Genomic DNA, 14,199 nt, shown 5'->3' with positions numbered 1-14,199 from the left:
TATCCTCGAAGGCATCATGAACTCGCTTCCCGACCAGACCGATGCCGTGACCGCCTGGGGCAGCGCCGCCCCCGCCCGTCCCACCCCCGGGGCCCCGATCGGGGTCTTCGACTCCGGCGTCGGCGGACTGACCGTGGCCCGGGCCATCATGGACCAGCTGCCCCACGAGCAGATCCTCTACGTCGGGGACACGGCCCACGGCCCCTACGGACCGCTGAGCATCGCCCAGGTGCGCGCCAACGCCCTGCGCATCATGGACGACCTCGTGGACTCCGGGGTCAAGGCCCTGGTCATCGCCTGCAACACCGCCTCCTCCGCGGTGCTGCGCGACGCCCGCGAGCGCTACACCCGCCACTACGGGATCCCCGTGGTCGAGGTGATCCAGCCGGCCGTGCGCCGGGCCGTGGCCGCGACCCGCAACGACGTCGTCGGCGTGCTGGGCACGGTGGCCACGGTCTCCTCCCGCGCCTACGAGGACACCTTCGCCGCGGCCCCGCAGCTGCGGATCGTCTCCGAGGCCTGCCCGGAGTTCGTGGAGTTCGTGGAGCGCGGCATCACCTCAGGGCCCGAGCTCCTGGAGGCCGTGCGCACCCACCTGGCCCCGCTGCAGGAGGCCGGGGTGGACACCGTCGTGCTGGGCTGCACCCACTACCCCCTGCTCACGGGCGTCATCTCCTACGTCCTGGGGGAGGAGGTCACGCTGGTGACCTCCTCCGAGGAGACCGCCAAGGACCTGTTCCGGGCGCTGATGGCCCAGGACCTGCAGCGCCCGGCCGACGCCCCCGCCCCGCGCCACGAATTCGTGGCCACCGGGGACCCCGGGCGCTTCCAGGCCCTGGCCCGGCGCTTCCTGGGCCCGGAGGTCCTCGGGGTGCGCCACTCCGCGAGCATCGCCGAGTCCTACCCCACCGGCTCCCTGGCGGTGGTCACCCCGGAGATGATCCGCACCGCCAGCGTGGACCTGAGCGCCGTGGCCGCGACATCGGGTGCAGCGGCCGAGGTCGCCGGAGCCGCGGGGACGGGTCCCGGGCCCCGCTCCGCGGGGGCCCCGGAACCGGACGCCGAGTCTGGGGCGCAGGAGGGACGGGCATGGAGCTGACCATCATCGGGTGCAGCGGCTCCTTCGCCGGACCCGACTCCGCGGCCTCGTGCTATCTGGTCAGCGGCGAGGATGAGGCCGGGCGCACCTGGCGCATCCTGCTGGACCTGGGCAGCGGGGGGCTCGGGGCGATCCAGCGGCACCTGAGCCTGCCGCAGATCGACGGGATCTTCATCTCCCACCTGCACCCCGATCACTGCATCGACCTGGCCGGCCTGCACATCGCGGTGCGCTGGGATCCGCGCGGCTGGCCCGGGCCGTCGATTCCGCTGTGGGGACCGGCGGACACCCACCCGTACCTGGCCCGCACCCACGGGATCGGCCTGGAGCCCGGGCTCACCGGCTCCTTCGGCTTCCACCCCTGGGCCCCCGGGGAGCCGGTGCGCCTGGGGCCGTTCACGGTGCAGGCCTTCCCCGTGCTGCATCCGGCCCCCGAGCCCTACGCGATCCGGGTGACCCACGAGCTGGCCGGGCGCCGCAGCGTCCTGGCCTACTCGGGGGACTCGGACGCGTGCCCCGGGCTGGTCGAGGCCGCCCGAGAGGCGGATTTCTTCCTGTGCGAGGCCGCCTTCCAGGAGGGGCGCGACGACGCGATCCGCGGGGTGCACCTGACCGGGGTGCGGGCCGGGCGGGTGGCGGCCGAGGCCGATGTCGGACACCTGATGCTCACCCACCTGCCGGTGTGGAACGACCCGGAGGTGGCCCGCGCCGAGGCCTCCCGCACCTACGCCGGGCCGATCTGCGTGGCCGAGGATTCCCGCACCTACGCGATCCCGCCCCGCTGAGCCGCGCCCCGGGCTCCTGCGGGGCGCGGCCGGGGGCGGCCCGGGTACAGTGAGGGACATGACGAGCACCGAGTCCCCCCAGACCCTCACGCGCGCGGACGGGCGCGCCGTCGACCAGCTGCGTCCGATCTCCATCACCCGCGGGTGGTCCCGCAACGCCGAGGGCTCGGCCCTCATCGAGTGCGGGGACACCCGGGTGCTGTGCACCGCCTCCCTGACCGAGGGCGTGCCCCGGTGGCTCAAGGGCGAGGGCCGCGGCTGGGTCACCGCCGAGTACGCGATGCTGCCGCGGGCCACCTCGACCCGCTCCGCCCGCGAATCCGTGAAAGGCAAGATCGGCGGACGCACGCACGAGATCTCCCGGCTGATCGGGCGCTCCCTGCGCGCGATCATCGACCTGAAGGCCCTCGGGGAGAACACCGTGGTCCTGGACTGCGACGTCCTGCAGGCCGACGGCGGCACCCGCACCGCCGCGATCACCGGGGCCTACGTCGCCCTGGCCGACGCCCTGGACTGGGCGCGCCGGGAGAAGATCCTGCCCCGGGGCGCCCAGCCCCTGACCGACTCCGTGGCCGCGGTGTCTGTGGGCATCATCGACGGGGTGCCCATGCTGGATCTGCCCTACACCGAGGACGTGCGGGCCGAGACGGACATGAACGTGGTGGTCACCGGCTCCGGCAGCTTCGTGGAGGTTCAGGGCACCGCCGAGGGCGCGCCCTTCGACCGGGCTGAGCTGGACAGCCTGCTGGACCTGGCCCTGATCGGCACGGCCGAGCTGTCCAGGATCCAGTCGCAGACGCTGGCCGGTGCCCATGAGTGAGCCGCGGCTGATCCTGGCCACCCACAACTCCGGCAAGCTGCGGGAGCTGCGCGAGATCCTGCGCGATGCCGTGCCGGGCCTGGAGGTGGACGCGGAGGTGGTCGACGCCGGCTCCCTCGGCGTCCCGGACGTGCCCGAGACCGGCACGACCTTCGCCGAGAACTCCCTGCTCAAGGCCCGCGCCGTCTATGAGGCCACCGGCCTGCCGGCCATCGCGGATGACTCGGGGCTGTCCGTGGCCGTGCTGCACGGGGCGCCGGGGATCTTCTCCGCCCGCTGGTCCGGGCGCCACGGCGACGATGCGGCCAACCTGCGCCTGCTGCTGGCTCAGCTGTCCGACATCCCCGATCCGCATCGGGGTGCCGCCTTCGAGTGCGCCGCGAGCCTGGTCGGCCCGGACACCGAGGTCGTGCAGACCGGGCGCCTTACCGGGCGGCTGCTCACCGAGCCACGCGGGGAGCACGGCTTCGGCTACGACCCGATCCTCGTGCCCGAGGAGCTTCCCGCCGCGTGGGAGGGGGCCAGCTGCGCCGAGATCCCGCCGGAGCTGAAGAACGCGATCAGCCACCGCGCCCGGGCCTTCACCGCGCTGATCCCGCACATCGCCGCCCTGCTGGACGGGGCCGGCGGAGAGAAGGTCTAGCCCGCCGTGGCCCGCATGTCCCCGTTCGCGCTGATGCGCTTCCGACCCCTCATCCAGGCGGTCCTCGACCAGGCCGGGGTACGGTGCGCGCCCACCGAATGGGACGTGCACTCCAACGGGTCCGCGCACCTGGTGGTCAACGCGGGTCAGCGGGTCAGCGTGCGGGTGGCGAAGAACCACCTGGTGGGCCGGCAGGTCCAGCGCCGCACCGACCTGCTGCGCGCCCTGCCTGCGGACCTGCCCTTCGAGGTGCCCCGCCCCCTGACCCGGGTGCTGGAACGCGGCGGGCACGTCGCCGTCGGGCTGACCTGGGTGCCCGGGCGGCCCCGCGAGGTGGGCCCCGCCCCGGCGCGGGCCCTGGGCCGGGCGCTGCGCGCGATCGACGCGATCGACCCCGCGCCCCTGTCCGCGATGCTCGAACCCTCCCAGTCCCACTGGGGCGGCTCGCACTGGCCGCGCACCGTCCGAGAGCGGATCATCCCCCAGCTACTGCACGGCAACCGGGAGCGCGCCGAGCGCCTGCTGGACGATGCCCTGGCCCTGGACCCGGTGACCCCCCGGTTCATCCACTCCGACTTCGCCGGGCACAACATCCTGTGGAACCGGGAGCGCATCTCGGGGGTCATCGACTGGGATCATGCCAGCGTCGGGGATCCCGGCTGGGACATCGCCGCGGCCGGGAACTGGTTCGGCTGGGAGGCGGTGACCCGTGTGGTGGGACGCGACTGGGCCGAGCGCGGCCGCGTGCTGCAGCGGCTGATGCCCCTGCAGGCCGTGGGGTATGCGATGATCCACGGCTACGGTGGCGCGACCCTGCGTCAGGCCGTGGAGCGGGCCGACCGCTGGATCGAAGCGGAGGCCTGAGGGGCAGGGCGGCCGGTCACCCTCCCGAGGCGCCCCAGACCCCCCACCACCGCCGCGCGGTCTCGACCCAGCGTTCGGCCAGCCGATCGGCCAGCTGCTCGGCCGAGGGATATGTCGGCGCCAGCCCGGCCCGCGCCATCGGCGACTGTGACGTCTCGGAGGCCTCGTCGGAATCCGCCTCGGACCGGGCCTCGGAGTCGGCCGCGGCCCCGCCGTCCGCCGCGTCCGCTTCCGGTCGCGCGATGCCCGCTCCGGTGAGCTCGCGGGCCAGGGCCCGCACGCACCCGGGCACCTGATCCCCGCCCCGCCCCTGCGCGGTCCCCGCGGCGTCGGGATCGGCCAGGACGGCCGCGCTCAGCGGTGCCGCCGCCAGGACGCGGGCCAGACCGGAGCGGGTGGCGCCGGTGGCCCCGTAGGAGGCGAGCAGCCCGGCGGACGGCGCGGATCCGCCCGGATCCCGAGGGCTGAGCAGCTCGAGCACGCGGCGCCGGGCCCGCTCCCGCAGCTGCGCCGGAGCACGACGCCGCGGGTCCGCGCCGTTCCCGGCATCCCCGACGGCCTCGGCGTCCAGCCCGAGCAGGGCCCGCCGATGCAGCACGATCACCAGGCCTGCGGCCAGGGCCTCCGGGTGACCGTGGGTCAGGGCGGTGAGGTTCACGGCCAGCTGGCCCAGCTGCTCCAGGCCCTCGCGCGGGTGCAGGGGGAGCACTGCCAGGCGGGGGAGGAAGGCGTCATCGGCCAGCTCGGTGAAGGGGGTGCGCGCCGGATACGGCATGTTACCGGCGCACAGGGCCCGGGCCAGCAGCGGGTGCCGCTCGGCGAAGTCCGCGGGGGCCAGGCGGGCGGCCTCGGGCTCCCACCACGCCCTCGGCGGCATCGGGGCGGCCTCCTCGGGGTTCAGACCCAGCGCCCGGGCCCACCGCAGATCGCCCAGCCACACGCACGCCGTCTCGTCCGCGCCGACCCCCTGCGCGGACCAGTCCAGGGCTTCGCGCAGCCCCTCGATGCCGGCGGCCAGCGCGCCCAGCAGCTCGGGGCGGGCCCGGGCCTGCGCGCGCAGCGCCGCGCGCACCAGTGCGGGGTACTCGGCGGCGTCGGGGAAGGGGATGGGCAGGGAATCCATGGTGCTCATTCTGTCAGTCGCCCGGGTTACGTTGGAGCCATGAAGATCCTGCACACCTCGGACCTGCACCTGGGGCGCAGCTTCCACGGCCGCTCCCTCCAGGCGGATCAGGAGGCCATCTGCGCCGAGCTGGTGCGGGTCTGCGCCCGGCAGCAGGTGGATGCGGTGCTGATCGCGGGGGACGTCTACGATCAGGCCTCCCCGCGCATCGAGGTCATCCAGCTGCTCTCCCGGCTGCTGGGCGAGCTCAACGCCCAGGGCACCACGGTGGTGCTGACCTCCGGCAACCACGACTCCGCGGCCCGCCTGGGCTTCGGGGACACCATCCTGGAAGGGGCGGGGGTGCACCTGCGCACCCGCCTGGCCGACGCCGCGCGGCCGGTGCTGCTGGACGAGTCCACCGCGGTGTACGGCATCCCCTACCTGGACCCGCGGGCCGCGGGCCCCAGCCTGGGGGTGCAGCCCACGCACGCGGCGGTGCTGGAGGCGGTGGCCGAGCGCATCCGGGCGGATCTGGCCCGGCGCCCGGGGGTGCGCGGCATCGTCATGGCGCACTGCTTCGCGGTGGGGGCCGAGCCGACGGATTCGGAGCGGGCCATCGAATCGGGCAGCCTCGGGGCCGTGCCGGCGTCGGTGTTCCGGGGCCTGGACTACGCCGCCCTGGGGCATCTGCACGGGCGCCAGCAGATCACGCCGACGGTGCGCTACAGCGGCTCGCCCCTGCGCTTCTCCTTCTCCGAGACGGACCAGGTCAAGGGCTACTGGATGCTGGAGCGCACGGAGGGCGGGATCGAGGCGACCCCGGGGGCCTGGGAGCACCAGGTGCCGCTGGCCCGGCTGCGGGGGCGCCTGGAGGAGCTGCTGGAGGACCCGGAGCTGGACTGGGCCCGGGAGCGGATGTGCCAGATCACCCTGACCGACGCCGAGCGGCCGGCGCATCCGATGGAGCGGCTGCGCACCCGCTTCCCGCACACCGTGGAGCTGCTCTTCGACGGTCTGCGCACCCGCCCGGCCGGCTTCTACGCCCAGCGCCTGGCCCGGGCCCGCACCCCGGAGCAGGTGTGCGCGGAGTTCTACGAGCAGGTCCGCCGCCGCCCCCTGGATGAGCCGGAGCGGCGGCTGGTGGAGGGGGCCCTGGACCGGGCCCGGGACGAGCAGGCGCACGAGGCGGAGGCGACGGACGCGACGGAAGGGAAGCGGGCATGAGGATCCACCGGCTGCGACTGGAGGCCTTCGGCCCGTACCGGCAGGCCCAGGAGATCGACTTCGAGCCGCTGAACGAGGCCGGGCTCTTCCTGCTCACCGGGCCCACGGGCGCCGGCAAATCCACGGTGTTCGAGGCGCTCACCTTCGCCCTGTACGGCACGACCACCGTCCCGGAGAACGCCAAGGGCCTGAAATCGCATTTCGCCGAGGCCGCGGCCAAGCCCTCGGTGGAGGTGGAGGTGAGCATCGGAGAGCACCGCTACCTCGTGCAGCGCAGCCCCGCCTGGAACCGGCCCTCGACCCGGGCGAAGGCCGGCTACGTCGAGCAGCACGCCACGGTGCTGGTGCGCCGGCGTCCCGAGGCGGATCCGGAGGCCGAGTGGGAGGTGGTCTCCACCCGGATGGATGAGGCCGGTGAGCACCTGGCCCAGGCCATCGGCCTGACCCGTCAGCAGTTCGCCCAGGTGGTCATGCTCCCGCAGGGTCGCTTCGCCCAGTTCCTGCAGGCCTCCTCCTCGGACCGCGAGGAGCTGCTGCGGCGGCTGTTCCCAACGGACCTGTACGCGGAAACGCAGCGGGTGCTGCAGGAGCAGGCGCGGGCCGCCCGGGAGGAGCTGGCCGATGCCGCCCGGCAGCGTGAGCACCTGCTGGCCGAGTTCGCTCGGCTGCAGGAGCGGGAGCGCGGCCTCCTGACCCCGGAGCACGGCGATCACCCCGGTGCGCTCGGCGCGCCCGGACGGCAGACAACCGAGCCTGAGGCGCCGGAGGAACGAGAAGAACCGGGGGAACAGGAGGACTCGGGGGAGCAGGAGCCGGCCCGCCGGATCCACCGGGCCCAGCGGCGTCTGGCCGAGGCCGCAGCCGGTCTGGAGGAGGCCCTCGGCTCCGCGCGCGCGGCCTGGACCCGGCATCGGGAGGAGACGGCCCGGCAGCGCGACGCGCTGGAGGCCGCCCGGGAGCACGCCGTCCTGCAGCGGCGGGCCGAGGACCTGCGCGCCCGGGAGGCCGAGCACCGCCAGCGCACCGAGCGCCTGGCCGCGGCCGAGCGGGCCGAGCCCGTGCGCGCGGCCGAGGATCAGCGCCGCGCCGCAGAGGAGGAACTGCACCAGATCCAGCAGGAGCTCACCGACCTGACCCGCCGGGCCCGCAGGCTGCGCCAGTCCGGACCGCACGCCGTCGCGCCGGATGCGCGGGAGCAGGCCCTGGACGAGCGGTTCTGGGAGCAGGTCGGGGCCGAGCCCGACGCCGACCCGGATGCTGAGGACGATGCCGCCTCCGGTCTCGCCTCCGACGGCGAGCACGCGGCCGAGGTCGAGAACGCGCCCGAGGGCGCGCAGGCCGGTTCGGATGCGGTTACAGCCGAGGGGCAGGAGGCCTCCGCTCAGGGGGAGCATCCCTACCGGGTGCGGCTGCGGGAGCGGCGTCGAGCCCTGGAGGCCGAGCTGCGCGCCGCCGAGGAGCAGGCCGCGGCCGAGGAGCAGGCCCGCGGGCTGGTGGAGCGGATCCGCCGTGCGCAGGAGGCTGTCGGGGCCACCCGGGAGGAGATCGACCGGACCCAGGCCGCCGCGCAGCGGGAGGCCGAGGCCGTCGCCGCCCAGGAGCACCTCGCCGCAGATGCTGCGCCGGCCCGGCAGGAGGAGCAGGAGGCCACCCGGGCTCGACGGCGCAGCACCGAGCGGATCCGTCACCTGGAGCAGCGGCGGGAGCTGGCCGAACGCCACGAACGGGCCGAACACGAGCGCACCGAGACCCTGGAGCGCTACGAGCGCCTGCAGAGCGCGCGCCTGCGCGATGCCGCGGCGACCTTGGCCGAGGACCTCGTCCCGGGGCGTCCGTGCCCCGTCTGCGGCAGCCGGGAGCATCCCGACCCGCATGCCGGAGCCATGCCCGGGTCTGTCCCCGGCGGCGCCGATTCCGCGCCGGGGCAGACCGAGGCGGGCCTCGACCGGGGAGCGTGGGACGGCAGCGGGCAGGCCGCGCCCCCGGATCTGAGTCCCAGGGCTCTGCAGGAGGCCCGGCGGCGCCGCGACGCCGCCCTGGCCGAGGCCCAGCGGATCCTCGAGGCGCTGGCCCGGGTCGACGCCGCCCTCGAGGCCCTGGACGCCGAGGGCACCCCGCCCACCCCCGAGCAGGCGCAGGAGGGCCTCGACGCGGCGGCAGCGCGGGTGCGCGCGGCCGAGCAGGCCGAGCGGCGGGCCGAGCAGCACCGGGGCCGGGCCCAGCGCCTGGCGCAGGAGCTGGACCGGCTGCGCGAGCGCCTGCGGGGACAGGAGCTGGAGCACCGCGACCTGCAGACCCGCGGCGCCCAGGCTCGGGAGCGGGCCCGCTCCGCTCGGGCCCGGCGCGGCGGCGACCCCCGGGACCTGCTCGACTCCTCGACGCTGCGCACCCGACTGGCCGCCGCGGAGGACTTGGAGCGGCTGCTCGAGCGGGTGCTCGGCGGTCTGGAAGCCCGCTCCCGCACCGCACGGCGTCGAACCCGGTCTGCCCGCGCGGGCGCGCAGGCCGCGCGGGAGGCCGGCTTCGCCGATGTCCCCGAGGCGCTGGCGCGGTCCCTGGATCCGCAGCGGCGCGGACAGCTGCGCCGGACCGTGGCCGCCGAGGAGCAGGAGCGGGCCCGGCTGGAGGAGGCCTGGCAGGCCCCGGCCCATCGCAGGCTGCTGGAGGAGGCGCAGCGGGCCGAGGCCGAGGGGCTGGATGCGGCGTCGATCACCGATCCGCAGCGGCGCGGCGAGCTGGTCGAGCAGGCCGCCCGGCGCGAGGCCGCCGCCCAGGAGGAGCACGAGCGGGTCCTGCTCACCCGGGAGCGGGCCCAGCAGCTGCTGGCCGATCTGCGGGAGCTGGCCGTCCGCTGGGGGGACTGGGCCCGACGCTCCGGGCGGCGGGCCGAGCGGGCCCGGCGCATCGGGGACCTCGCGGAGGTGGCCGCCGGCAACGGGGCCGAGAACCTGCAGCGGATGTCCCTGACCACCTACGTGCTGGCCGCCCAGCTCGAGGAGATCGCCGAGGCCGCGAGCCTGCGGCTGCAGCAGATGAGCTCGGGGCGCTACACCCTGCGCCACTCCGACGCCGCGGCCGGGCACGGGCGCCGCTCCGGGCTGGGCCTGGAGGTCTTCGACGCCTGGTCCTCCGTGGCCCGCCCGACCAGCTCCCTGTCCGGAGGGGAGTCCTTCATGGCCTCGCTGTGCCTGGCCCTGGGCCTGGCCGACGTCGTGCAGGCCCGGGCCGGCGGGGTGCAGATCGACACCCTGTTCGTCGACGAGGGCTTCGGCAGCCTGGACGAGGATACGCTGGAGGACGTCATGGACGCGATCGACGGACTGCGCGAGAACGGGCGGGTCATCGGGCTGATCAGCCACGTCGCGGACCTGCGCGCCCGGATCCCGCAGCACCTGCGCGTCCGGCGCACCCCGGCCGGATCCCTGATCGAAAGCGACGCAGGATGAGAACCCCACCCGCCACGGCACCCGGGTCCACCGGGTCCTTCCGCATCCCCCCGGCCGCCCGGGCCGGTACGGCCTGGGCCCGGCTGCGCGTCCTGGCGCGCCTGGTCGGGCTGGGCTACCTGGGGGTGACCGTCTTCGCTCGCCTGCCGGTGGCGATGCTGCCGCTGGGCACGCTGGTGATGATCGCCTCCTGGACCCGGCAGGTGCTGCTGGCCGGATACGCCGCCGGGGCGGTGGCCCTGGCGCTGGCCGTCTCGGTCCCGCTGTACGGGATGCTCGCCCGGCGCGTGGGTCAGCGGGTGGTGCTGCTGTTCTGCTCGGTGGCCAACACGGCCGCGCTGCTGTGGCTGATCCACGAGGCCGACCGGGTCCAGCGTCACCCGGAGATCGGCATCGGGCTGCTGCTGGCCGCGTGCGCGGTCACCGGGGCCACCTGCGCTCCCGTGGCGGCCCTGGCCCGGATCCGCTGGGCGGGGGAATCCCAGCGCCTGGCCGATCGCAGCCTGCTGAACTCCTCCCTCGCCTTCGAATCCGTCGCGGACGTGCTGGCCCTGCTGCTCGGGGCCGCGGTGACCGGGCTCAGCTGCGTCATCGGCGGCCCGCACACGGGGCTGCTCATGGTCGTGCCGGTCAACGTCGTCGGAGTGCTGGCCTTCGCGTTCTTCCGGCTGCGCCACGCCCTCGGCCCCACCAGCCCGCCGCCGGAGCCGGAGGCGGCCGCCGAGGACGCCGCCAGGCGCTCGCTGATGTGGCTGCCGGTGGTGGGCATGGGCGCCCTGGGGCTGCTGCTCGGATCCATGCAGTCCTCGCTGGTCAGCTACACCATGAACTTCGACGCCGTGCAGTACGTGGGGCTGCTCTACGCCGTGCTCGGCGGATCCAGCCTGGTCTCGGCGGTCATCGTCGTCGGGCTGCGGGCCCGGACCAACACCTGGGGGGCGTGGCTGCTGTGGGCGTGTCTGCTGACCCTCGTGGGGATGCCGGTGTCCATGCCCACCGGGGACGCCACGCTGGCGCTGAGCCTGGTCGTGGAGGGGGCGGTGGTCGGGGTCGCCCTGATCGTCACCGACTCCGTGGTGATGTCCATCACCCCGGTGCGCTGCCTGGACCTCGTGCTCACTTCGGCGCTGGCCTCGCTGCTGGCCGGCAACGCCCTGGGGCTGGCCTGGGGCGCGGTGCTGGGGGACTCCCTGGGCTACAACTCCGCGCTGATGCTCCCGGTGCTCTCCGCCGGGGCCTACCTGCTGCTGGCCCACCTGTACGGGTACCTGTGGCGCCAGCGCTTCGAGCGCCGGGAGACCGACGCGCGCCTGGCCCGGCACCTCGCCCGCCGCGACGGACGGTGACCCCAGCGGGTCGAGACAGGCCGAGCACGCTGGCCCAGGACGCGGAGCGGGCCGGAGCGCCCCCCCTCAGCTGGGAGGGATGCTCCGGCCCGATCTCGCCGCGGGGCGGCCCCGTGCGGTGCAGGACCGGCTCAGTGGCCGCGGTCGATCCACTCCTGTCGGTGCGGGGCCTCCGCCCCGATCGTCGTCGTCTCCCCGTGACCGGTGAGCACCGCGGTGCCCGGGTCCAGGCTCAGCAGCTTCTCCGTGATCGAGTCGATGATCGTCGGGAAGTCGCTGAAGGAGCGGCCCGTGGCCCCGGGTCCGCCCTGGAACAGGGTGTCCCCGGAGAACACCACCGGGGAGGAGCCCTCCCAGGACAGGTCCTCGCTCAGGAAGCACACGGAGCCGGGGGAGTGGCCCGGGGTGTGCAGCACGGTCAGGGTGGCCCCGCCGGCGGGGATCCGCTGCCCCTCGGACAGCGGCTGCGGCTGCACGTCCGTGTCCGGGTTGGCCAGCAGCCACAGCGGGCGGTCCTCCGGGTGCAGCAGCACCGGCGCGCCGAAGCGCAGGGAGGCCTCCGGAGCCAGTCCGGCGTGGTCGTCGTGGGCGTGGGTCAGCAGGATCGCGGTGACCTCCCGATCCCCGACCAGCCCGGCGACGGCCTCCAGGTCGTGCGCCGGGTCGATGACCACGCAGCGCTCGTCATCGCCGATCACCCAGACGTTGTTCTCCACCTCCCAGGTCCCCCCGTCCAGGGAGAAGGTGCCCGCGGTGACGGTGTTCTCGATGCGGGTGCTCACGCGCCACCTCCCGGCAGGTCCACCACGGAGCGCAGCACGGCCCCGTCGGCCATCTTCTGGAAGGCCTCGTTGATGTGCTCCAGGTCCGTGCGCTCGGTGACGAACGCATCCAGGTCCAGCCGGCCCAGGCGGTACTGGTCCACGAGCATCGGGAAGTCCCGGGTGGGCAGGCAGTCCCCGTACCAGGCGGGGCGCACGGAACCGCCGTGGGAGAAGACGTCGGCCAGGTCCAGGGTGAGCTCGGTGCCCGGGTTCGGCACGCCGACCAGGACCAGGCGACCGGCCAGGTCCCGGGCCTCGAAGGCCTGGCGGAAGGTCTCGGCCACCCCGACGGCGTCGATGACGACGTCGGCGCCGTGCCCGCCGGTCAGCTCGCGGATCGCCTCCACGGCGTCGCGCTCGGAGGAGTCCACGGTGTGGGTGGCGCCCAGGCGCTCGGCGGCGGCCAGCTTCTGTCCGTCCACGTCGACCGCGATGATCGTGGTGGCCCCGGCCAGGGCGGCACCCGCCACGGCCGCCACCCCGACCCCGCCGCAGCCGATCACGGCCACGGATTCGCCGCGGCGCACGGCCCCGGTGTTCAGCGCCGCCCCGATCCCGGCGGTGATGCCGCAGCCCAGCAGCCCGACGGCGGCGTACTGGTCCCGGTCCATGTCCCCTTCGATCTTGGTGCACTGGCCGGCGGCCACGAGGGTCTTCTCCGCGAAGGCGCCGATCCCCAGGGCCGGCTCCAGCTCGGTGCCGTCCTGCAGGGTCATCTTCTGGTGCGCGTTGTGCGTGTCGAAGCAGTACCAGGGCTCCCCGCGGCGGCAGGCGCGGCACTGGCCGCACACGGCCCGCCAGTTGAGGATCACGTGGTCGCCGACGGCGACGCCGGTGACGTCCTCGCCCACGGCCTCGACGATCCCGGAGGCCTCGTGGCCCAGCAGGTAGGGGAAGTCGTCCCCGACCCCGCCCTTCTGGTAGTGCATGTCGGTCTGGCAGACCCCGCAGGTGAGGACCTTGACGAGGGCCTCACCCGGGCCCGGATCCGGGACGGTGATGGTGGTCAGCTCGGCGGGAGCGTCCTTCTCCCGCACGATGACGGCCTTGACCTGCTGCATGGTTCCTCCTCAACGGTTGGGGTGGCCTCGTGCGCGCACCCGATCGACCCGGCCTCTCGGCGGGCGCGCACGGCGGCGGTCCATGACCAGTCAATCACGAGAAGCCGCTGCCGCGCCCAGATGGGCCGCGCCGACCCGGCGGAAGATTCCGCTGGTCAGGGCGTCGGCGTGGGTGCGCTGCGGCAGGGGCAGGGCGGTGCAGCGCGGTGCCAGCGCCGCCAGCCGCGCCAGGTCGGGCCCGGCGATGGCGTCATTCGCGCCGGCCGCCAGCAGGAGCGGCTGGCCTGGTCCCGGGGCGGGGACGAACCGCGGGTGGGTGACCAGCGGCAGCAGCGCGGCGATGCGATCGCGGGGGATCGTGGAGCGGGCCAGGACCCCGCCCAGCTCGGCCAGTGCGGGATCCGGGTCCCGCGGGCCCGGAAGGACTCCCGATTCGGTGGGCCCGAGGAGGCCCGCAGACTCTCGTGGACCGGTGCCGGGGTCGGGTGCGGGGGAGGGGCCGCCTGTCCGCGCCGGGGGAAGCTCGGCCAGCAGATCGCGGGCGGGCAGCCCGCCCAGGACCAGGCGGCGGAGGGCTTCCGGCTCCTCCCGGGCCAGCTGCCACAGCAGCCGGGCACCGAGGGAGTAGCCCAGCCCGTCCAGCAGCACCGGCGCCCCGAGGCTCTCGCAGGCCTCGGCTCCGGCCTCCAGGAGGGCCGCCAGCAGCCCCGGCACCCCGTCGGCCTCCTCCAGGGGGATCTCACCGGAAGCGCTGGCCCCGGCCGCGGGGGCGGGATCCCCGTGTCCGGGCAGCTGGATGAGCACCAGGTCCCGGTGGGCCAGGATACGGGTCCACCCCGTGCGCACCCAGCACTGCGCGGCAGTCACCGCCAGCCCGTGCACCAGCAGCACCGGCGGCTGGGCAGGCGAGAGGGCCCGCCCCGCCGCCCCGGAAGGGGCTGCGGGGCGGGCCCGGTGCAGGCTCCAGCGCAGGCCGGTCACC

General features: G+C 75.1%; 12 protein-coding genes. 8 read left to right on the top strand and 4 right to left on the bottom strand.

Annotation, left to right across the window (positions count from 1 at the left end):
* Positions 1-16: 16 nt before the first annotated feature.
* The 5 genes from murI to AC0VXQ_RS06590 are packed head-to-tail and all read left to right on the top strand — an operon-like array spanning position 17 to position 4,211.
* A complete protein-coding gene (murI, locus tag AC0VXQ_RS06610) occupies positions 17-1,099 on the top strand; it encodes a glutamate racemase (RefSeq protein WP_475528054.1) in 1,083 nt (360 codons plus the stop codon).
* Positions 1,090-1,884 carry an MBL fold metallo-hydrolase gene (locus AC0VXQ_RS06605; protein ID WP_358293153.1) on the top strand — a complete coding sequence of 265 codons (795 nt, stop codon included), beginning with the start codon at positions 1,090-1,092 and terminating at the stop codon, positions 1,882-1,884. Before murI ends, AC0VXQ_RS06605 begins: the two co-directional genes overlap by 10 nt.
* Positions 1,885-1,942: 58 nt before the next feature.
* On the top strand, positions 1,943-2,704 hold the full coding sequence (gene rph / locus AC0VXQ_RS06600; RefSeq protein ID WP_075514412.1) for a ribonuclease PH: 762 nt from the start codon (positions 1,943-1,945) through the stop codon (positions 2,702-2,704).
* Positions 2,697-3,347 (top strand): RdgB/HAM1 family non-canonical purine NTP pyrophosphatase, encoded by a 651-nt coding sequence (gene rdgB, locus AC0VXQ_RS06595; protein WP_064725648.1) that lies wholly within the window; start codon positions 2,697-2,699, stop codon positions 3,345-3,347. The genes rph and rdgB overlap by 8 nt, the downstream gene beginning before the upstream one ends.
* A gap of 15 nt (positions 3,348-3,362) precedes the next feature.
* Positions 3,363-4,211, top strand: coding sequence for a phosphotransferase (locus AC0VXQ_RS06590; RefSeq protein WP_061225004.1), 849 nt, complete (start codon positions 3,363-3,365; stop codon positions 4,209-4,211).
* A gap of 16 nt (positions 4,212-4,227) precedes the next feature.
* Here AC0VXQ_RS06590 and AC0VXQ_RS06585 read toward each other — a convergent pair whose 3' ends face one another.
* Entirely contained in the window at positions 4,228-5,334 is a 1,107-nt protein-coding gene (locus tag AC0VXQ_RS06585; RefSeq protein ID WP_061225003.1) for an ADP-ribosylglycohydrolase family protein, read from the bottom strand.
* 39 nt (positions 5,335-5,373) lie between these two features.
* On the opposite strand from AC0VXQ_RS06585, the gene AC0VXQ_RS06580 reads away from it, so the two are divergent.
* The 3 genes from AC0VXQ_RS06580 to AC0VXQ_RS06570 are packed head-to-tail and all read left to right on the top strand — an operon-like array spanning position 5,374 to position 11,332.
* Positions 5,374-6,540 carry a metallophosphoesterase family protein gene (locus tag AC0VXQ_RS06580; RefSeq protein ID WP_358294224.1) on the top strand — a complete coding sequence of 389 codons (1,167 nt, stop codon included), beginning with the start codon at positions 5,374-5,376 and terminating at the stop codon, positions 6,538-6,540.
* On the top strand, positions 6,537-9,986 hold the full coding sequence (locus AC0VXQ_RS06575) for an AAA family ATPase (RefSeq protein ID WP_061225001.1): 3,450 nt from the start codon (positions 6,537-6,539) through the stop codon (positions 9,984-9,986). The genes AC0VXQ_RS06580 and AC0VXQ_RS06575 overlap by 4 nt, the downstream gene beginning before the upstream one ends.
* A complete protein-coding gene (locus AC0VXQ_RS06570; protein ID WP_475528050.1) occupies positions 9,983-11,332 on the top strand; it encodes an MFS transporter in 1,350 nt (449 codons plus the stop codon). Before AC0VXQ_RS06575 ends, AC0VXQ_RS06570 begins: the two co-directional genes overlap by 4 nt.
* Before the next feature lie 131 nt (positions 11,333-11,463).
* Here AC0VXQ_RS06570 and AC0VXQ_RS06565 read toward each other — a convergent pair whose 3' ends face one another.
* The 3 genes from AC0VXQ_RS06565 to AC0VXQ_RS06555 all read right to left on the bottom strand — a co-directional run bounded on the left by AC0VXQ_RS06565 (position 11,464) and on the right by AC0VXQ_RS06555 (position 14,198).
* Positions 11,464-12,114 (bottom strand): MBL fold metallo-hydrolase, encoded by a 651-nt coding sequence (locus AC0VXQ_RS06565; RefSeq protein ID WP_061224999.1) that lies wholly within the window; start codon positions 12,112-12,114, stop codon positions 11,464-11,466.
* Entirely contained in the window at positions 12,111-13,217 is a 1,107-nt protein-coding gene (locus AC0VXQ_RS06560; RefSeq protein WP_061224998.1) for an S-(hydroxymethyl)mycothiol dehydrogenase, read from the bottom strand. The genes AC0VXQ_RS06565 and AC0VXQ_RS06560 overlap by 4 nt, the downstream gene beginning before the upstream one ends.
* 90 nt (positions 13,218-13,307) lie before the next feature.
* Complete coding sequence (locus AC0VXQ_RS06555; RefSeq protein WP_129357455.1) at positions 13,308-14,198, bottom strand: alpha/beta hydrolase family protein; 891 nt, start codon at positions 14,196-14,198, stop codon at positions 13,308-13,310.
* Position 14,199 lies beyond the last annotated feature (1 nt).

The organism is Rothia sp. QJM3NY_36 (genome assembly GCF_056173115.1).
Note: the sequence above shows the minus strand (reverse complement) of the source record. Positions and strands in the feature narration are given on the sequence as shown.